The following is a 21297-nucleotide window of genomic DNA, read 5'->3' on the forward strand; positions in this document are numbered from 1 at the left end:
CGACATGATGAATAACGATTTCGGGTGGAGTCATCTTCCCTGTTCATTCCTCAAAGAGAATACAGTATTCCTGCTACTTACAGCCATGGCTAAAAACTTTTATGCTTACCTTATTGAGAAGGTTGCAGCCGTGTTTGAAGATATTGAACCGGTAAGCCGAGTCAAACGATTTATCTTTCGATTCATTACAGTTCCTGCGAAATGGGTAAAGACAGGCAGACAATGGGTACTCAATATTTATTCCGACAAACCATACAAGTTGCTTTGGAGTCCGTAAAAACAACTTTTCGTGGGATTACTTATGCCTTCAGCTAACTGGGGAAAGGGGAAGCTATGCCCTATAACCTGAAATCAAGGAGAAAAGCAGGGGGAAAAGCTACGAGTAGGAACTATTAGGTGAATTAAATCGCTATTTGAATCAGTTATAAATTAGCTGCGGATTTGAGGTCATAAATAATCACTTCGTCACGATAAACTACAATCTCTTTGCCATTAGTGAGGTGAACCACCAATTCTATTCCATAATCGCCAACCACAGTTCCATCACTGCAACCTCTGTATGGAACAACTAAAGAGCAATAAGAACCAATGATTTCTGTCGATTCTTCATATTCGTACATATCATATAATTTAAAAGTTAATACCTGTTTTATATCAAATTAGCTCAACGATTTCATCGATTACCCCATGAAGAATGCTTCTTAAAGCTGTTTTATCAACTGCATAATATTCAGAGATATGTCCGAACTGCTTTACCCAATAAAGGTGAACTACATCAGTAAAATCAAATCTCCATCCCCTAAGCGGTATTCCACGTCGGAAGTAGGTATTGCTGTTAATGGCTTCCGTGAGCCAGTTCTTCTCTACACGATTCAATTTTCCACCTTTGTTCAGATGTTCTCGAAGCTGATAAGCTTTACTGTCTTGGAGTGCTGATAACTCCGGCACTTCCCAATTCGCAAATTTTGTTGCAATTTCCATAATTCGATTTTTTATTTGTCCCCTTTCGTTGAACCAACTACTTGGGGCTTGTTATGTATTTTGTTGCCAACAAAGGTGTTTCAATTCATTATGCAAGGTTTTCCTATTCAAATACTACCGCCATATATGGTGGATGGAGATTTGAATAGGAACCGTAAAGGCTTGACCTTGCAAGAATGAGAGATTGAAACTTCTACCTTTGCAACTAAAAATCACTGACAAGACCACAAGAGATGAATCAATATGAGCAAGCGTAAAACAGGAAAAGCTATCTTGCTTTCTAAAAAAGATAGGACTATAAAGGGAGCAGAACAAGTTTACTTTAGTACTTGTATAATATATGCAAGGTGTTACTAAACCTATTTTTAAACCTTCATTGAATAGCCATCACAATAAGTTTAATCTGATCCTTGTATAATATATGCAAGAAGAGACTAAACTTATTTAGGCAAAAAGTATAATGTACGGAAGGGTATAAGGGGTAAAGGAGGAAGGAGGATAAACCAAATCAGCGTCGGGTAGTTTTTTTTTGGAAAGCAAAAAATAGAATCAAAGAACTTGCAGCGGCAAGCGGGAGAACCGTCCTTGATATTCAGTGGTGCAAATGTGGTGCAAAGTTATAAAAAGAAAAACGCAAGAGCTTGATAATTAGCACCTTGCGTTTTGTTTTCGTGATCCGCCTGGGACGTGTTTGATGATTTTATATGATTCCGATTGATGCTGTATGTGCTTTAATATCAGATATTTATTGTGTGGCTGCTATCAATTTCTGGCAGGTAAAAACTTATACAATCAAAAAAGGGGGGAGTAGAAATCAGGGGTTACTCCCCACGAAATTTCTTTCTATATTTGCAGGGAAATAACATAAAAACAGTCAAGCGTATGATAGAAATTAAGCATAGTTGTAGAGCGTTCCTTCATAAAAATGGGCAAGTTATGATCCGTGTTAGATGGAATAATCGTAAGGCTGAGGTTGGCTTTTCGATTGGGTGTAATGCTGATCCCGATAAATGGGACAATCAGAACCAAAGAGCTAGGTATAATACAACTCATAAAGTTGGTGGAAGAATGATAATTGCCAGAGATATTAATAATCGTATTTGTCATTTTTTGGAATGTATTAAAGAGTCTTTTATTGAATATGGTATACATTCTCAGATACCAACAGAGAGCGAATTAAAAGAATTGGTAAATGAGAAGCTAAGGAGAATAAAAAAAGAAGTTCCTGTGAAAGTTGAAGAAGTTCCTGAAAAGACACTTAAAGATGCTTTCTTTGAGTTTATGAAATTGCGTCCATCTGAAAACAACTGGGGTGATAAAACTCATTTTAAGTATAATCAGATGTGGGGGCACCTGAATAGTTTTGATTCTTCTGTCTCACTGGATACGTTGGATAGAAAGAAATTGAATGGGCTGAAAGAGTGGTATATCGCAAACGGTTATCATAATGCTACCATCACCAAACACTTTCGAAACCTTAAAGGAATTCTGAGATGGGCTGAACTCAATGGCTATCCAGTGCATAAAGACATTTTTGCTTATAAAACAAATTTGGCAGTTCCACCTAAGTCCGTTACTTTCTTGAAATATAAAGAGTTAATTAGCTTTGCTTCATTCCAGTTTCCTGTGAATAAAGACTATCTGGGCAGAGCAAGAGATTACTTTTGTTTCATGGCATTTACCTCTCTACGTTATTCTGATTTAAAAGCATTGAAGAAAGCAAATGTATCGAATCAATATATGGAGATCTATACTCAAAAGACAAAGGATAAAATTAGAGTTCCAATTGTGTCTCATGCCCATAAGATATTGGATAAATACAAAGCTCATGAAGGTCTTTATGTGTTTCCTGTTCCTTCCAATCAAAAGCTTAATGATTACTTAAAAGAAGCAGCAGAATTGGCAGGATTGGATCGAGAAGTAGTAGAGACTTATTTTATCGGAACAGAACGCCATGAAGAAATACATAAGTTCTATGAAACGATTAGTTGTCATGATGGTAGACGTACTTTTGTGTGTTGCTCATTGGCTTTAGGGATATCTCCAACAGTAGTTATGAGCTGTACCGGGCATTCTGATTACGAGTCAATGAAACCTTATATTGAGGTCGCTGACGAAACACAGAAACTACAGATGGAAAAATGGAATTCATATCAATATAAATCTGACATCCTAGAGCGGATAGATAAAATGAGCCCGATGCAATTGCAAAAACTTTTTGAGTATATCCAAAAGACGGCATAATTGGATTTTCTGTATATTTGGGGGAAAAGCACTTAGTGCTATTCCTTTAAATAGTGTCTATCTAAAGATAAGCGGCAACATACCCCCTCTAATTGTCCTATTTGCACTGTGTGTTGGTGATCATCTGTTTGAAAATCAAAAAATATCGGTTACTTAATGCTCCCACTTACCCTAAATTATCAAATGGTAATAATTGTCAGATGAAGTAGTCTATTTCATTTTTCATCAGACTAGACTAATACACCACATTCAATTAATATTTCTTTTACAATAGCTACAGCATTTTTATTATTGCCAATATGCAGACTCTCTTTAAGAATTTTTTCTCCTTGGCTATGACAAAAATATTTTGTTATCAAATCTCGGTCATGGGATGTTAATATTTCCTTTGTGGATTTTTTAATTGTTTCGCTTTCACTATTAGTTCTGTTAGTAACTTTAAAAAATGTCTCTTTGTCTCTCAAAGCTGATATTAAATAGTATAGCAGTGTTAAATTAGAAGTTTCGTCATTACTGTCACTAAACTTTGGTGGACAAGTCCACTTGATTGGTAATTGTTCGGATAAATCATAATTGAATTGTTCGAAAATGGAAATAAATACATCAATTTTACCGGATTCTACGTAAGCCCGTTTCTCTAAAATATCATATAACTTTGCTAGTCTTCCCTTTTTAAATACTCTCTCTTCACTGACATACGATTCATCCTTATGCCAAAAAATATCTATTGGAATAGATGGTAATACTAATTCTTCGCTTTCTGTTGTAGATAAAAGAAGTGATTTTAGATTGATCTGAAGCTTCTTTCCTACTTCTTTGTTATAATCATTAAGGAGCTCGATTAGTTCTTTTTTATAAGATACAATTGTTTCACGGAAATTTATTTCGTTGTAGTATTTTTTATAATACACTATGTCTTCTGCACGAAAATTCCTGTCGTTTAATTTAATTTTAGCGAGATCTGGAATGTGATAATATGAATTTAATGAACTGATCTTTCGTTGATAATTTTGTGTCTTAAATATAATCTTGTCAATTTTTTGTATAAGAGATATTATATCTTCTCTTTCCATTTCAGGAGATGAATCAATTAACGAATTGATTGATTTTGCTGAGTCGTTTAACTTTGCTATTTTTGTTTCATATTTGGATATTTTTTCTTCAGCAACAACACTGCTTGAAACAGGTAGTTCTTTCTCAAAAAGAAGAAAAGGAATGAAAAACTTTTGTATTTTTAACAATCGTTTTTCAATAATTGTTCTTATATCTAATTTTAATATTATTATTCTTTTCAGTCGAATTTTAAGCCTTTCTATATTGGGGAGCTCTTTAATAGTACTCAAACTCTCTTCCAATTCTAAGAAGAATTCTTCAATATCCTTTTTTGCTTTGCGATCTTTGGTATTCTTTTCTTTATTGATTTTTTGCATTGAATTAGGGTATTATAATAATTAGTCGAATGATCTGACAAAAGTAGTTTTTTAAAATCATTTCACAATATAGAGATTACTTAAATTAGATTGAAAATTATGTAGCCTCCTTAAGTATATTAGCAAATGCTTAGAAAAGCTATAACTATGCCACTAGCCTATGCTGTTTTGCCTAATCATAAAAGGATCACAAGAATCATATTAAGTCGCATAACTATTAAGTCAAGACAGACTACAGCAATAGTTTTTTCTAAAGTGACGGGTGAGTTAATAAATGTGTAATTAACAAGTGACTAGTATTATCTTGTTTTTTAATTAATTGTTTATTAGTTGTTTGTGTTTTTTTTTATAAATATATAATCAGGGGAAATTTATCAGCCTCGCACTTGCTGTAGCTTTGCAACGGTTAATCGAAAAAGTATATTGGACGATCTGACCAAGAATTTTTAAAAACGAACAACAAATTATATTAATGAAAGATTTAGACTTAAAAAAGAAACTACTTATCCAATCTACTCTAGGTGACTTTGTGGAGTTGATGAAGAAAGAGTTTGGGTTTACAAATGAGACAAGTGACAATGGAGAAGAGGTTAAGCCTGCTCCATTAAGTAAAAAGCGGTATGTATATGGTATTACTGGAATCACAGAACTATTCGGTTGTAGCACTGCCACTGCTCAAAGAATTAAATCCAGTGGTGCTATTGATGCTGCCATTTCGCAGAATGGTAAGATTATAGTGGTCGATGCTGATTTGGCATTGGACTTATTGAGAGTGTCTAACCAGAAATGGAGTTGTAAGTACTCCAAATAATTAACACGAATAGATGACTTTACTGAAACGATGATGCCGGCTACTATCAGCAGTAAAGTCGTCTATTCATAAATTTAAAAAGAAAATGAATGAACAAAACACAACTAATGATAACCTAAAAATGGAGTCATTAATGAGAAATGGGATCAGCGAAGTTCACGTGGCTAATCAAGATGGCGGTTTATTAGTAAAAGGTGATGTGTCTATGGCGGAAGATTTCGATTCGCAGTCAGCTAAAGCAGTAGCCCTCGTAGATGTAAATGGTAATGAGGCAATAGACCCTAATATAGGTTTAGTTTCTTTCTTAATGGATAAGGTGTCATATAAACAACATTACTTATTTTCTTATCGTGAAGTGGTTAAACATGGGGTGAAAATAGTTTTTTTAGTGGGTAATAGGGAAATTTATGCCAGCCAAATGAATAAGCTTTATAATCAGGTCAATTCCAGCCCAGATAAAAAATTCTCTAATCCTGTTATTGTTGTACCTTTGGAAACAGCTTTAAAGAATGGATTGAAAGCAGTGGATATCTCTGGGTCAGAAATCACTTTAGAGACTCCACATCTGTACCTGTATCTAGCTGTTCTCGATGGGCAGCATAGACTAATGGTAGCTCTAGAGCATACAGATGTTGATTTGTCTTTGGAGTTGATTGATTACGATGGTGACCTCATGTCGTTTATTGAAATTTTGAATTCAATGGATAAGAACTGGACTAATGAAGATCGTAAAAAAACCAATTTAGAGACAGGTAAGTCTACAAACAAATTATATACAGAATCTTCTAAAATGCAGCGTGAGTTTGGTGTGTCCCCTAAGTATGCAGACTACCTGTTAACATTTAAGAGGGATGCCACAAAGAAGGCAGATCTAATTGCAGGTAAGGATTCTACTCCATTTAGCGAAGAAAATGCTGGAAGAGGTTATCAGTTATATAAGGCTATCGCTTATAAGTTTAACGATGATAAGAACATAAAGAAGGTGGAATTTATAGATGCAATAGTTTATGTCCATAACCAAAACGGTGATTCAAACAATCAAACGTTCACCCGTGATATGAAATGCTTTATTACTATGATGAGTGATTTGGTCAAAAATGATATTCTCTCTTTATTGAAAGACAAGAATTATGGAAGTCTAAAAACTTCTTTGTTGTCTTATTTTCAAAAATTTCATTCCAAGTATAAAAATGACTTGGAACATATTGAAAAAGAACAGGATCAGAAAATCAGCGAGTTAGATGTTGAAAAAACAATGAGTCCTACTAAGAGTGACAAGATTAAAGCCATTAAGAAAGGTGCTCCAAATGAAATTTTTGAAAACCGAAAAAATATTTGTCTTTATAATCGTTCGAAAAAAATGAAACAAATAGAGAATGACTAATTTCCAACTAAACTTTTCTCTCCATGTGACAGATGGAGGGGATTTTTAATCCATCACAAATTATGATGACACTAGAAGAATTTAAGCAAAAAGGATATGTCTTATGCCTGCCGCAAAAGATATGTTTAGACACAGGATTAATAGGCAAGTTATCATGTAATCTACATTGTAATGCCAACGCACCAACACTGCATCTAATACCTGCCAAGTTATTCTCATCAAGAAAGTGGTTAGCTGTGGATATATTCACAGAAATGTCAAGAAGTAGAAAATGGAGTTTTTAAAGAGATAGTATTATGTCAAAAGTAAGAGACTACAAAGACATAGAAGTTGTGTTCGATTCATTTGATGCAAGTCTAACTATAAAACATCAAACTGGAGATGCCATAATTCCATGTAAGGGAGGAGCTTCTATTGTTCCTCTCCCATGTGGAGGCGGGAAAAGTACAGCTACTTGTGATCTGGTTGCCAAGAGGTGCGATAAGGGAATAGTGATCTTTGTTTCCACACGTGCCGATGCGAATGATATGAAGAAAAGACTGGAAAGTTTGTCTCTCCCTATATTAAAAGACGAAATAGTGACTTTACATCAAGAAGATTCTCACTATAGTAGTTATATAGCTCACCCTGAACAGGTAACAAAGAAAAAGGTTCTGATTGTCCCCAGTGTTCATCTCTATTTGGATTATTTGCCAGCTTTATTCGCTTATGCTAGTGGAAAGATGGTTGATATATCTAAATATACTGGAAACTTAGGAGCATTACTGAAATCCACCGAAGTACGCAAATTCTGTATAATAGACGAACAACCATCCTTTATACAACCGTTTAATGCATTTGAACGGCTTAAGATTCTTGCTTATATGGGTAATTTGGGGACATCATCTAAAGATAGTATCCCTATTGGAACAGGTTTATATTACCATTGTTTGGGAATACAGGAAATGAAGTCTGTGAATAGTACATTCTTAAGAAAAACCAGCGATCATCTATATAGTACTAAGTCAGCCTTGAATACATTTCGGGAAGAAGAGGTGTTGGCTCATATCAACCAAAATTATTCGGCTATATGGAATACAAAAGGGAGGTATTATCCAATATATCACTTTCTAAAAGATTGGGTAGTAAAGGGTATGCAAATGAATGTTATCATATTGGATGCAACAGCGGATGTGCTAAGTGATTATAAGAAAACATTTTTCAAGTTGATCCAGAATTCGGGGAAGATGTACTCGTCACCTATAATCTTTCAAAAATTTCCAATGTCCCTTGAAAGGTGGTTGTTTGAGAAAGATGTAGACGACAATACAATTCGGGACAGAATACAGGATATAGTTGATGAGTTGGCAGATCAGATACAACAGGCTTCTCCGTTACTTATTGTCACATGGAAATACATGGTAGCCAGAGACAGTGATCCAGACAAAGAAGATAAACACCTGAATCTAATGAAAGTGCTTGAAGAAGAACTAAATAAAAAAGGATTGGCTGGAAAATACAGTATCATTTATCGTGGTTCTGGTCAAGACAAGGCTACCAATGCTTTTAGTAATTATGCAGGCATTTCTTTTGTTGGAGAATGGCGAACAGGCAAATCAGGACTATCCTTGATTAACAAAAACTACGGTATCCATTCGACTGAACGAAGAATAAGAACAGCCGGAATGATTCAAGCTATATGTAGACTTCGGATAAGGCAGCATAATGGTGATCCGATTCATGTATTCTATTCCGATGATATAGATTCACAGCTAATGAAAGATGTCTTTGATTATTTCAGGAAGAATAGTGATACGGGGGTAAGCATAAGTGGAATGCCTGTTCTTACGCCAGCGACTAAAAGAACACCTGTATTTCTTAAGAAGGTAAAAATCTTATATGGATATGATTCTAAACTATTGGATGCCATAAAGTATTGTAGAACATATACACTTACAATCAGGTTGAAAGACATTCTTAGACTTATCCCCATGAAAGAAAAGAAAGCTCGCTCGTATAATCCGTTAAAAGACACATTAAAGAAAGAGTATAATATTACCCTCAAAGTGGTACGATAGAGAAAACTCAATAGGTGGGATATTCTCCAACGATCTACATTACTATTATATAAGAGATTAATAACTTGAATCCCACCTTTTATAATAAATAGAATATGACAGATAAAATAACTTTAATAGAAGGACTATTTAGGAATCAGTATGTCTGTATATCAGAACTACTTGATCTAAAGAATAAAATAGAAACTCCTTATGGATATATAAAGGAGGTTACTTTAGATATTCAGAGAAATATGGGTAATAAGAAAAAACAAGATTGGTTAAAGAAGAAATTACCTGTAGTTTTGGTTAATGGTATTTTTGGAAAAAGATTAGATACGGCATTATCAGATTATTCTTTCTATATCTGTATAGACTTAGATTATGATTTCCCTAATGAATTAACGGAAAGAGATTCTGATTGGGTGAAACACACAAGTGATCCCTATGTTAAGATGGCTTTCCATTCACCAAGAGGAGGAATAAAACTGATTATCCAACATGATTCCCTTGATCCGGCTTTTCATAAAGAACTGTATCGTTCAATCAGTGAGTACTTGGGGAATACGCATATAGATTCTAAATGCGATAATTTATCAAGGGCACATTTCATAAGTTATGATCCAAAGGTATATTATAATTCAAGCTCAAAGGTTTTCCATTTTACCCCATCATCTCCAACCAAAGTTACTCCTTATGTGACATCAAAGACTATAAATAGTACAGGTGCAACATTTTGGAAAAATCTCATGTTACCGCCTCCAAAGTTTAAGAGTCCCGATCAGGCTATAAAGAAAGTACAAGAGTTATCAGATAAGTATTTTCCGGTTAGTCCGGGATTTCGGAATTCTAATCTATTCCGGTTTGCTTGTAAATTACATGACTATGGTGTCTCAAAAGATGATGCTCTTATGTATTTGTTGTTACGTTATGTTGAATCTGGTTTTGACGGAATAGAGATTGAAGGGATAATCAATAGTGCATATAAATAAAAATGTAAAGCAAGGAAGATAACTACTTTTTTAGGGTACTTATCTTCCTGTCTTATTTTCGGTTAGCTTACTGTAGTATCAAATTCATAAATCGCAAAGAGATTTCCCATATTATCCTCTTCGAAATGTGAAAAGAAAAATATCACATCACCATCATCTTTATAGAGATTTAATATACATTTTGGTAGAAAACCTCGTTGATGATGGCTCTCCATAGTTTAATCATCGTTATAGCCTTCGTCTGGATCATCACCATCTTCTGGTCTATCTGTGTCCCATTCTGTCCATGGATTTCCTGTATAAACATCTCCATCGTCATCTCTATACATCCCTAAAACTCTTTTTTTCATATTTAATGATTTTGATATTATTATTTTAACAACATTTGAGAGCGCCTACGCATATATATAACCTGAATGACAGAAGGTATTGTCACACGATAGGCAGGACCAGCTACATCAACTAAAGTCCACAAAACAGTCACTAACCATCCTATTGGGCCAGCGAAAACACTTATATATTTAGCTAATCCGGCATTCAAAGCTAATGAAAGTCCTCTGCCTAATAAAGTTTGAGCGACTGCATTTGCAACAATCACAGCCATTTTATATGGAGCAAACCCGCCATTTCTAATAGCCATTTGTAATGCAATTATCATCCCTTGTTTAGTCGGAATCTGAGTTTTTATATTCATCTCATCAACAAGCTTCTGCATATCTTCTACCGTCATCTGTTCTAATGAATCTGTTAATATTTTCTGTAGGAGATATTCTTCTATCATTTCTGTAGAAGCCTCCTTATTGTAATTTACTTTCATCCTATCACAAACTTCAAATAAGATTGTTCGATATGTAACACCAGTTTTTCTTATGCAATTAACGATCGTGTTACCGCCAAATAGCTGAAATTCATTCGCTATATCTTCCCACATACTTGTGAGATGATTGGGATAACATTGGAGGTACGCATTACTTTTTGTCAAAGTTTCCAAATAACGTTTCTTTCCATCTTTGTCTGTAGTTAAGTAATCTACTAGAATTTGTAAGTCTTCATTCTTGCAGAAAGCTAGAAACTCTAAATCTTTGTCTTCTTTCATAATAATTATTCTTCTATATATTCGACTTTATTGCCCATCATATTATAATAAGCAGTTATGCTTCCTTTAGGAATATGTACTTTGCCACCATAGTGAATCATATTATTACCTTCTATTATGGGAGGTGTTGATGACTTAAAATAGAAATCAGCAGCGTCTGGATATTTTTCGAAATATTCGCCTTCAGGTAATCTTAAACGTACATATCTATTATTATCAGACCCAATTTTGATTACTGATTTTGGTATGACGACTTTATTCATTTTATAACAACCACTAATACATCCACTAGGAATCTCCATGAGTCCTTCTGGAAAAATTAATTCTTTTAAATTTATACAATCTTTAAACGTATTATTACCTAATTTCTTCAGCTTTTGAGGTAACTCAATTTGCTCTAATGACATACATCGATAAAAAGTCTTTTCTCCAATTCTTTCAACGCTTTGAGGAAGTCTAATTTTTTTAAGACTCATGCAATCTTCAAATGCAGAAAATACTATGGTTCTCAAATATGGAGAAAATTCGATTGTTTCCAAACTTTTACAGTTTTTGAAAGCTTCCCTATATATACAGGCAGCTCTTAAAGGTAACTTCACTGTTTTTAAAAGAGCCATTCCTTCTAAGGCATTATATGGAATACAACAGTTGTTCTCCGGCTCATTGAATTCTGTTGCAGATTGCAATACATACGCTAAAGCTTTATTTGCTTGATATTCATTAGTAGAAATTTTCTTATCTCTGGACTCATGATCTAATCCTTTCCCGAGTAATCCAAACAAGAAGTTTAAAGCTTCCGTATCAGCTTGCTCTTGCTTTAAGAACTTAGGTGAATAAGTAATATAGGTGTGGGATAAATCTAAATAACTTAAAAATCTGCATTTCTTAATAATGTTTAAATCTGTCTCGTAGAGAAAACCTGTGATGATTAGTGAATCTATTGAATTAAGATTTTTTAATGGCAAAGAAGATAAAATGTTTCCGGGTTCTTCAACTGTAATATTAAAACTGCTTTGGGCATCTTTTTCGATTAGGTTCATTTCGTTCCATAATTCCTGTGAATGATATGCCGTAATAGCATTCTTTGGAACGATCATTTTATATGTAAAATCCCATCCTAAACTATAATTCTCACGATTGACCCAACTGTCTGTTAAATATATATAGCCATTATCGAAGACATTGATTACTTGATCATTTATGTGAGGAGGATTTGGAGATAGAAAAATAATTTTCTCTATTGGACAAGTTTCAAACGCTGAGAAGTATAAGTTTGTTACAGATTGAGGAATTTCTATATCTTTAATGGCACATTTACTAAAAGCATTTTTACCGATTGATATTATTGATTCATTTAATATCACTTTTTTTAATTTCTTGCAATTCGTAAAACAAAAATCTGGTATATGCTTGATTTTCTTCGGTATATTGATAGTCGTGATATGAGAATTAGCAAAAGCGAACGGCACAATAGAGTCTATGCTTACAATATCATTGATATTATATTTATCATTCCACCTATTTAATATTACTAGATTGTCTTTATTAATAAAGATGTAGTTAGGGAAAATTTCTTTTAATGGTAAACAATCTTTTATTAAACAATCAGCCGTTGGTACTACCAATGAATCTACGAATATTTTTTGTTTCAAATTATGTATATACTCATCTTTTATATTATAGAACCCTGTTTGTTCGTAATATTTACTTGTTCTATGCTCTCGACCTATTAACCAGTCTAGCTCTCCTTGACTAATATTTTGAGGTGTGTCTCTGAATTTGCCTAGATTAATTTTTGTCAAATCGTTTTCTAAAATATTAATTTTTTTAAGGTGTATTTTTTCACGATCATTGCTATATGTAATAATCTCACATCCTCGTCTAATATGCAACACATCTAAGACTGGAATATTTGGGGTATTACATTTGTAAGGGTAGAATCCTCTACAAGATAATGGCAACCACAATTCTTTCAGATGAGCTAATACAGGTAAAGTTAATTGATTATAGCTAGTGAATTCTTTTTTATTATCTTTTTCTTTATCATTTGATAGATTTACATCCTTTAAATCCAAGTATTCCAGATTATTCATAGAACCAAGATAGGCAAAATCTTCGTTGTTCATAGTCCCTGAAATTTTTAAACGAGAAATATTTAACACATTTTTTTTCTTAATAATACTTGATAGTTTACCCACCTTTTCGTTTGTTACTGTAGTAATTGTTTGTGCATAAGACAGTGTTGTGACTAAAAGAAAAAAGAGTGCTTGAATCAATTTAGCTATTTTCATAAATTCTCCTCCTATACGCTTATAAGTCTCCGAATTTAGCCGTTTCTTTAGATTAAACGTTAAAAAAGAAGCGTGAGACTTGTTCTGCTCATCAAATACCCGGCATCTGGAAAAGCCTTGTGAAGATGAACGAAGAAACAATACTCTCACGCTATGCATATAATGAAAGCATATAGCAAAGCTATACACGAGCATATACAAAACAGAATGAGCGTCATATTGTCTCTATCCTTTCACTTTGAAATTTTCCAGATTTCGGTATTTCGGATAAAGCAAAAACGCTTACTAATATTCGACTTTTTCTCTAGTCGAATGGTGCAAATATACGTTTTTTTTCAATATGACGCTCTTGTTGGGAGTATTATTTCTTCAAAGGTAAGGAAATAAAGCTTTTAAAACTGGAAAAAAATAAAAAAAAGTTTCATTGCCTTATATTTATAATAAAACCAAATATTTATTCTATTCGTATGCCCTTTTTATCCCTTCTTGTTTTTATTTTTTTTTGCTCGCTTAGAAAAATAGAAGAGCTTTTTCTTTTTGATACGTCAATTGTTGTTTTAAAAAGGAGAGGGGGTATTACTCCCCCGCCCTTAATTGTTTATTTATCGTTTATGAATTGATTTCTAATTCGTTGAACTGTCGAAAGACCAAGACCTTGAAGTTTGGCTACATTCCTTACTGAATAACCTTTCTTCAATAATAGAATGGTCTCTTTATACTCCTCTTTTTTCTTTTCTTCTGTTTTGTTACTCCCAACTTTTCGACCTAATCTTCCTCCTTTGGAGATATAGTTTGCTCTACCGGAATTTAAGCGATATTGAATGTTGCTTCTTTCGATATTAGCCATTTCAGCAAGGACAGTCACCATGATTGAAGCAATCGGATTTACTTTCCCATCCGCTTGCAAAGTATAAAGTCCCAAATTCTGGATATAAACACAAACTTTAGCTTCATGCAGAATCTCCAAGCTTCGTAGCACTTGTAATGTACTTCTCCCTAATCTTGATAATTCTGACAAAAGTAGAAAATTCACAGACTCCCGAACACAATATTCTAAGCATTCTCCTAGAATCTGCCTTTCCTCTATTTTCTTAGTACCTGATATATGCTCTTGGTAGATATTCGAAATTTCTATATCTTGCGATTTAGCATATCTCTTCAAATCTTCTATTTGCCTCACTGTATCTTGTCGATCATTGCCAGACGATACACGGGCATAAATAACTGCTATCTTATTCTTTGTTTCCATATTATTCTTTGATTAAATTGATAACATAAAATGATGTATTCAAAACTCCCTATCAGACTTATTTGAACACAGAATTATTTTGAGTACAAGAACCACTAAAATCCATTGGAGTAGTATGTATAAAATGGAATCCTGTTAGGTTTCATATTCTGATACACTTTACCTCTTAATAGAAATCCAGTTCTATTAAAACTTGGAATCTCTGATAAACCTCAATACCTTATTTTATTGACTGCATCAGATATCCATTTTTCTGATAAAATACTCTATGCCAGAATGAACGAGAATGTAATAATCGTGATTCACTCGACATTGATTTTCCCACGGATTGTAAAATTCTAGATAGAGTGATCTGTATAATTCTGGTAGATGCTTTTTGATCCGTTGTCTTAGCCAACTATAATTAAGTGGTCTACTTCCTTTCATCTTCTGTTCCCATTCGTCAATTGTGATTTCGGAACACATACATTCTAGATACATAATCATTATATATAAGGTAAACATTCCATTTCTATCACTTCCACTAGCTTCTTGGCAACTTCATGAGATGCGTTGTTTCGAGCATCATAGCGTCTGTTGTCATCTGCCTGAACATAAATAATCTCCCGAATCAATCTGAATAGTGATTGTTGTAGAGTGGGGTGATAATTCTTAATACTATCGGCAAATTTCTTATAATCAAAGCACGTATCATTTAATGCTTTTTCCAATTCCATTGCAGCTTTAAACTCTCGACTGTTTTCTAATTGATATCCTTCCATTTTCTTTTGTTATTAAGTTGTTTAAATAGGGAAGAGGATACCACCTTATTATAAGTGATACCCTCTTCGGATCATACAAGCCATATTCATTCTCGATTATTCGATAAACCATGAATATGCTTCATCTTTGTGATTCAATGCTTCTGTTAGCCCCATTGATACTTCTGTTGCATTAACGCTCCGTCCTAAGAATGAGTCTAAGTAGCTATTCTTATTTGCCCCTGTGAGTAAATTATAAAATTTCCACATACTCAACTCACCATTACTCCCAGCGAAGTTGTCATCATGTATATACTGTCTAGCCACATTATTAATTTGACTATCAGTGATAAGTAATCGTGGTAACTTTTTCTGTTGATGTTGTGGTAGATAGTTATATAACCTCATTCTTCCTAGTATTTGGCAGAATTGGTGTTCGCTTAACATTGTATCACCAAGCGACTGCATAAGGTGAATGTGTTTTGCTACATTATATTGACTGAATAAATCCAGTGTGAACTTATACAGATCACTTGAACTTGTTCCTTTTATTTCTTCTTTGTATCCGTCCGTTGATAAACATTGATTGGTACAAGCCAGATTCAGAAATCCAACAGCAATACTAAATTTCTGTGCTGCCATCTTTCCGCTTAGATTATCTCTCGCATAGCTTTTGCAGCCTGTGATGGATAGGTTCAGTTGATTTCCATTTACATCTTGGTGAATGCTTGGAATTTCTATGTTGAAAATCATTCTTTCGTAATACATTGTTTTGTCAGATTCCAATAATTGATCTACTCTTTTATTGATTGCCTCCGGGATTCTTCCCTTAACAATGTGTGAGGTTCTTATATCCGGGGTGTTAATGATTTCCCCATGATAAAAATCTTTAGTTGCTTCATAGACAGATTCTATGAAATTCTGATGTGAGATACAAACCTCATTGTCTTTTGCAAAGGTTGGTATAATACAATCGTTTTTGAGATGCCCTAATGTCACCTCCGTTGTGTTTGCTTCAATGAATGGAGAATGCTTCTTTGGCTGTTCCATAATAAGAACGGCATCCTCTACCTCTTGTTTCCAATCATTAGCTCTTACCATCATCATATTCTGAGATGGTGTTATTAATAAATTAGTTTCCATATTTACTTTTTTTTAAATTGTTTCTTTACTTGATTTCACCTTCTTCTTCAGAAGGATTCTAAATTTTTTTCCGTTTTTGAGCGTACATAATACTACTTCAAAAACAATAATTAAACCTGCTTCGATCTTCTCGAATTTAGTCATAATCATTCTTCTATTTTTAATCCTACGGGATTTGGTTTTGGTTTATTTCTCTTTTTAATGAAAGCTTCTATGCGTTCAAAACCATCTAATAGACTCGCTATTATCCCAATGAATTTTACTATTTCAATAATCATTTTTACTTTTCTCATTGTCATTTTCTCCTTGTTTTTTTAAATTGTTTATATTTTTTATCTATTTTCATATATAAGGCTTTCGAATGAAAATGAAGGGTGATTATTGAGAAGAAAAAAATAAAGAGAGAGTCTTTAGCTCTCTGTTAGAAAAGAATGGTTAGATATGAGAAAATCCCCACTCTCAGCAATATAATCTAATGCTTAGAATGAGGACGGTCTCTCGGTGTGATAAGGTTAATTCTCTTTGCCATTATCCACCGTTTGTGTTATTTATTTCTATATCTATTTGTTCTTTCTCATATATTAGGCTTTGAGGGGATTGGGGGAGTAGATTTAAGTATAATGGTTCATACTCTTTGTCTGAAGCTAAAATTAAAGTGGTTTTATGCTGAGTAATTCTCGCCATCAATGGAATAAAAACTTAACTTCTTGGCAAATGCACTGCTTTTGGAGTTGACACATTCAATGCCGATATGATTAAAGCCATATTTTCGGGATACTTCGGTCAGAAGTCGAAGCAAGTGCGTACCGTTTCCTATCCGTTCTTTGCTAAAACTCAATCGGGCAATGCCATTCGTATTTTGTGAGTGAAACGGGAATTTAAAACTGAACGTTTTCTTTCATATGAGTATTTTGAGCCTTACTATAAGTTAAAGGTTTATAAAAAGCAGCTAATTTAGCGGGGAGTATGATGGGGGAGTAAGATGTTTAGATAAAAGAAAAAGCCCTGAAAATCAGGGCTTTAATTCTATTTCAGTGATCCGCCTGGGGCTCGAACCCAGGACCCCAACATTAAAAGTGTTGTGCTCTACCTGCTGAGCTAGCGAATCAATCCTTTATTGCTGTTAAGCGGGTGCAAAGATAGAGACTTTTTTTTAGAATCCAAACAAAACACAAATAAATTTCGTATATTTGCCAAAGTTTGTGGAGGGGGAAACCTCGGTGGGAAGCCCGATTCAAGCTATTAATGGCTAATTATTAACTATTTATTTATATGGCTGACGATAAAAAAATAATTTTCTCAATGGTGGGGGTAAGCAAGGCTTATCAACCCAATAAGTATGTGCTCAAAGACATTTACCTCTCGTTCTTCTACGGGGCGAAGATTGGTATCATCGGTCTCAACGGATCGGGTAAATCGACCGTACTGAAGATTATTGCCGGTCTGGAGAAATCTTATCAAGGAGAAGTGGTATTCTCGCCCGGCTATTCGGTGGGATACTTGGCGCAAGAACCGCATCTTGATGAATCCAAAACTGTAAAAGAGGTTGTGATGGAAGGTGTACAACCTATTGTCGATGCGCTGGCAGAATACGAAGAGATCAACCTTAAGTTCGGTTTGCCCGAATATTATGAAGATTCTGATAAGATGGATCTGCTCTTTGCCCGCCAGGGAGAGTTGCAAGATATCATTGATGCAACCGATGCTTGGAATCTCGATAGTAAACTGGAGCGAGCCATGGATGCACTCCGTTGCCCACCCGAAGATCAATCGGTGAAGAACCTTTCGGGAGGTGAACGCAGACGTGTAGCCTTGTGTCGTTTGTTGTTACAGAAGCCGGATATCTTGTTGCTTGATGAGCCTACCAACCACCTGGATGCAGAATCAATAGACTGGCTCGAGCAACACTTGCAGCAATATGAAGGTACCGTTATTGCTGTAACGCATGACCGTTACTTCCTCGACCACGTAGCCGGATGGATATTGGAACTTGACCGAGGCGAAGGTATTCCTTGGAAAGGAAACTACTCTAGCTGGCTCGACCAAAAGACCAAACGTATGGAGATGGAAGAGAAAACCGTTAGCAAGCGTCGCAAAACACTCGAGCGTGAGTTGGAATGGGTACGTATGGCTCCTAAGGCTCGTCAAGCGAAGGGTAAGGCTCGTTTGAACTCATATGATAAGCTGATGAACGAAGATGTGAAGGAGAAAGAAGAGAAACTCGAAATCTTTATCCCCAACGGTCCGCGTTTGGGTAATAAGGTGATCGAAGCCAAGCACGTGGCTAAGGCCTATGGCGACAAACTGCTGTTTGACGATCTTAACTTTATGCTTCCGCCCAACGGTATTGTAGGTATTATCGGGCCTAATGGTGCGGGTAAAACGACTCTGTTCCGTCTGATTATGGGATTAGAGAGTGTAGATCGTGGTGAGTTCGAAGTAGGGGAGACCGTAAAGGTGTCTTACGTAGACCAGCAGCACAAAGACATTGATCCTTCGAAAACCGTATATCAAGTGATCTCGGGTGGTACGGAGCTGATTCGCATGGGTGGTCGTGATATCAACGCACGTGCTTATCTGTCGCGCTTCAATTTTGCCGGTGGCGATCAGGAGAAGCTCTGTAGTGCTCTTTCGGGAGGTGAACGTAACCGCTTGCACTTGGCTATGGCATTGAAAGAAGAAGGCAACGTATTGTTGCTCGATGAGCCTACCAATGATATTGACGTAAATACGCTGCGTGCACTCGAAGAGGGTCTTGAGGACTTTGCCGGATGTGCCGTAGTTATTTCGCACGACCGTTGGTTCCTCGACCGTATCTGTACACATATTCTTGCTTTCGAAGGCGATTCGAACGTATTTTATTTTGAAGGCTCTTATTCGGAGTACGAAGAAAATAAATTGAAGCGTTTGGGCAATGAAGAACCAAAGCGCGTACGTTATAGAAAGCTGATGAACGACTAGTATAATCAACAAAATGAAAGAGCATTAAGTGCTTTTTCTTAGAAACAGTAAGCCCCGAAGTCATTTTCGGGGCTTTTATGTTTTGTTCAGTTATAAAATGTTCTTCTCTCTTAAAAAATGAAGCATAAATGTAACATAGTTATAAATATGATTTATTATCTTTGCATTTCAAAACGATTATTGATATTTATTAATTAACAAATTCTATTAACAAACAAAAGGAATTTATGAGAAGACATCTAATTCATTTCCTGCTGGTAACGCTGCTGATGGTATCTTATGCCACCGCAGCTGTAGCCCAGACTACAGTGAAAGGTCAAGTTGTGGATGCAGAAAGTGGTGAGCCATTGATTGGTGCAGCCGCTACTGTTGTTGGTACAAGCCAAGGGGCAGTGACTGATTTGGACGGTAACTTCACTTTGAAAGTTGCTCCAAATGCTACCTTAGTAATCAAGTATCTTGGATACAAAGAATTTAACCTCAAATCCGCAGCTAATTTATAACTGATTCAAATAGCGATTTAATTCACCTAATAGTTCCTACTCGTAGCTTTTCCCCCTGCTTTTCTCCTTGATTTCAGGTTATAGGGCATAGCTTCCCCTTTCCCCAGTTAGCTGAAGGCATAAGTAATCCCACGAAAAGTTGTTTTTACGGACTCCAAAGCAACTTGTATGGTTTGTCGGAATAAATATTGAGTACCCATTGTCTGCCTGTCTTTACCCATTTCGCAGGAACTGTAATGAATCGAAAGATAAATCGTTTGACTCGGCTTACCGGTTCAATATCTTCAAACACGGCTGCAACCTTCTCAATAAGGTAAGCATAAAAGTTTTTAGCCATGGCTGTAAGTAGCAGGAATACTGTATTCTCTTTGAGGAATGAACAGGGAAGATGACTCCACCCGAAATCGTTATTCATCATGTCGAATGTTCTTTCACAGGCTCCACGAGCATTGTAGAAGAGTACAATGTCTTTTTCAGAACTTTCATGGTCATTGGTTAAGATGCACCGATAGGTGTATTCACCATCAAATAGGTCCAATTGGTTGTCCTTACGCTTTTGCCTTTGAATAACAAGTCGGTAGTTTTCTTCTTGCAAAAAGGAAGTAAAAGGTATGGAGGTCACTTCATAATTCTCGAAGTTGATTTCTTCTTTTTTCCAATCTGTGATTTTCGTCATTTCTTCATACAGAGACTGACATTTGCCGGCTCGTATGTAGAACTTGTTGCAGTAGCCATGTGTCATACGGATAATCTCTTCCGAATAAGAACCACAGTCCATCCGGCAACGGTCTATGAATATTCCCCTATCGGCCAAACGACGAAAAGTCCGTTGGAGCGTATCCGCTTGACGAAAACGGACATTTGCGTTTGCGGCCCGATTTTCCACACCAACAATGTTACCACCAATAGTTGCCGTGCCGGGGAAATAACCACGTTTTTTCTTGTAAGAATACTGAGTGTCATACTTTTCTGTGGGAATAAACTGGTGGTCGAAGTCCAAGTTATAAAGCGTGTTTGGCTTGAGTTGTTCTGTTTGAAGGAGCATATCGAGCATCAAACTATTAAGCTGTTCCGCCTTATTGAAAGCATAGCTTGCTCCTTTTTGGGAAGTATAGTGGATATCCAATTCTGCGAGTTCTTTTATGCCTCTCAATAAAGTATCCGGACTGGGGATTTCAGTATCCGGGCGTAATTCAAGATGTTTGCCAAGGTGTTTGCCGATATCTTCGATGTGGTCACCGCCGCAATAGTAGATCCAAAATAGGCTCGAAATAATTTCGCTATATTGGTAACCGGCGTAGGAAGAACGTAATCCTAAAGATTTATCGATCACGGAATTCAGTCCTAAACGAGAAAATTCATCCATTGCGTAAAATATACCCCCAAAAGGAGTGATATTATCTGATTTTATGGCTATTTTTGTTGTCATATGCACA

17 protein-coding genes, 1 tRNA gene and 3 pseudogenes are annotated in these 21297 nt (G+C 35.4%); 8 read left to right on the forward strand and 13 right to left on the reverse strand.

All coding sequences use genetic code 11. The annotated features are described in order from the left end of the window. Positions 1–277, forward strand: a pseudogene (locus TY03_RS15985) (IS1380-like element ISPto6 family transposase); the annotation flags it as partial. 145 nt (positions 278–422) lie between these two features. Here TY03_RS15985 and TY03_RS15990 read toward each other — a convergent pair. Both TY03_RS15990 and TY03_RS15995 read right to left on the reverse strand, forming a co-directional pair. Then, complete coding sequence (locus TY03_RS15990) at positions 423–620, reverse strand: hypothetical protein (protein WP_042371731.1); 198 nt, start codon at positions 618–620, stop codon at positions 423–425. Between the two features lie 34 nt (positions 621–654). Next, on the reverse strand, positions 655–981 hold the full coding sequence (locus TY03_RS15995; RefSeq protein WP_081713117.1) for a molybdenum ABC transporter ATP-binding protein: 327 nt from the start codon (positions 979–981) through the stop codon (positions 655–657). An 882-nt stretch (positions 982–1863) separates the two neighbouring features. Between TY03_RS15995 and TY03_RS16000 the strand changes: the two genes are divergently transcribed. After that, complete coding sequence (locus TY03_RS16000) at positions 1864–3225, forward strand: site-specific integrase (protein ID WP_042371735.1); 1362 nt, start codon at positions 1864–1866, stop codon at positions 3223–3225. 230 nt (positions 3226–3455) lie between these two features. Here the strand turns inward: TY03_RS16000 and TY03_RS16005 are convergent, their stop codons facing one another. Then, the gene (locus TY03_RS16005) at positions 3456–4655 is read right to left on the reverse strand and encodes a hypothetical protein (protein WP_042371737.1); all 1200 of its coding nucleotides are present in this window, start codon (positions 4653–4655) and stop codon (positions 3456–3458) included. 472 nt (positions 4656–5127) lie between these two features. On the opposite strand from TY03_RS16005, the gene TY03_RS16010 reads away from it, so the two are divergent. The 4 genes from TY03_RS16010 to TY03_RS16025 all read left to right on the forward strand — a co-directional run bounded on the left by TY03_RS16010 (position 5128) and on the right by TY03_RS16025 (position 9878). Continuing rightward, on the forward strand, positions 5128–5466 hold the full coding sequence (locus TY03_RS16010; RefSeq protein WP_074434194.1) for a DUF3853 family protein: 339 nt from the start codon (positions 5128–5130) through the stop codon (positions 5464–5466). Between the two features lie 85 nt (positions 5467–5551). Further along, positions 5552–6850, forward strand: a complete 1299-nt coding sequence (locus TY03_RS16015) for a hypothetical protein (protein WP_042371739.1) — start codon at positions 5552–5554, stop codon at positions 6848–6850. Positions 6851–7146: 296 nt separating this feature from the next. Further along, positions 7147–8907, forward strand: coding sequence for a P-loop NTPase family protein (locus tag TY03_RS16020; protein ID WP_042371742.1), 1761 nt, complete (start codon positions 7147–7149; stop codon positions 8905–8907). A gap of 95 nt (positions 8908–9002) precedes the next feature. Further along, the gene (locus tag TY03_RS16025; RefSeq protein ID WP_042371744.1) at positions 9003–9878 is read left to right on the forward strand and encodes a BT4734/BF3469 family protein; all 876 of its coding nucleotides are present in this window, start codon (positions 9003–9005) and stop codon (positions 9876–9878) included. Positions 9879–10096: 218 nt separating this feature from the next. Here TY03_RS16025 and TY03_RS23040 read toward each other — a convergent pair whose 3' ends face one another. The 9 genes and pseudogenes from TY03_RS23040 to TY03_RS16065 form a co-directional block, all read right to left on the reverse strand. Beyond that, positions 10097–10228, reverse strand: coding sequence for a hypothetical protein (locus TY03_RS23040; RefSeq protein WP_262482522.1), 132 nt, complete (start codon positions 10226–10228; stop codon positions 10097–10099). Positions 10229–10248: 20 nt separating this feature from the next. Beyond that, a complete protein-coding gene (locus TY03_RS16030) occupies positions 10249–10974 on the reverse strand; it encodes a DUF3944 domain-containing protein (RefSeq protein WP_042371746.1) in 726 nt (241 codons plus the stop codon). Between the two features lie 5 nt (positions 10975–10979). After that, the gene (locus TY03_RS16035) at positions 10980–13265 is read right to left on the reverse strand and encodes a leucine-rich repeat domain-containing protein (protein WP_187374006.1); all 2286 of its coding nucleotides are present in this window, start codon (positions 13263–13265) and stop codon (positions 10980–10982) included. Positions 13266–13863: 598 nt separating this feature from the next. Beyond that, positions 13864–14514, reverse strand: a complete 651-nt coding sequence (locus TY03_RS16045) for a recombinase family protein (protein WP_042371752.1) — start codon at positions 14512–14514, stop codon at positions 13864–13866. Between the two features lie 485 nt (positions 14515–14999). Continuing rightward, positions 15000–15275, reverse strand: coding sequence for a hypothetical protein (locus TY03_RS16055; RefSeq protein ID WP_042371755.1), 276 nt, complete (start codon positions 15273–15275; stop codon positions 15000–15002). A 96-nt stretch (positions 15276–15371) separates the two neighbouring features. Then, complete coding sequence (locus tag TY03_RS16060) at positions 15372–16397, reverse strand: DUF3871 family protein (protein WP_042371757.1); 1026 nt, start codon at positions 16395–16397, stop codon at positions 15372–15374. A 146-nt stretch (positions 16398–16543) separates the two neighbouring features. After that, entirely contained in the window at positions 16544–16696 is a 153-nt protein-coding gene (locus TY03_RS22540) for a hypothetical protein (protein WP_154663604.1), read from the reverse strand. 362 nt (positions 16697–17058) lie between these two features. Next, a pseudogene (locus TY03_RS22935) lies at positions 17059–17244 on the reverse strand (GNAT family N-acetyltransferase); the annotation flags it as partial. 188 nt (positions 17245–17432) lie between these two features. Further along, positions 17433–17505 (reverse strand) — tRNA-Lys (locus TY03_RS16065). A gap of 164 nt (positions 17506–17669) precedes the next feature. Between TY03_RS16065 and ettA the strand changes: the two genes are divergently transcribed. Beyond that, a complete protein-coding gene (gene ettA, locus TY03_RS16070; protein ID WP_042371759.1) occupies positions 17670–19358 on the forward strand; it encodes an energy-dependent translational throttle protein EttA in 1689 nt (562 codons plus the stop codon). A 227-nt stretch (positions 19359–19585) separates the two neighbouring features. After that, positions 19586–19843 (forward strand): annotated as a pseudogene (locus TY03_RS16075) (carboxypeptidase-like regulatory domain-containing protein); the annotation flags it as partial. Positions 19844–20006: 163 nt separating this feature from the next. Here the strand turns inward: TY03_RS16075 and TY03_RS16080 are convergent. Then, positions 20007–21290 carry an IS1380 family transposase gene (locus TY03_RS16080; protein WP_042366226.1) on the reverse strand — a complete coding sequence of 428 codons (1284 nt, stop codon included), beginning with the start codon at positions 21288–21290 and terminating at the stop codon, positions 20007–20009. Positions 21291–21297: the final 7 nt, after the last annotated feature.

Origin of the sequence: Bacteroides neonati (genome assembly GCF_000499785.1) — a bacterium.
Classification (GTDB): Bacteria; Bacteroidota; Bacteroidia; order Bacteroidales; family Bacteroidaceae; genus Bacteroides; species Bacteroides neonati.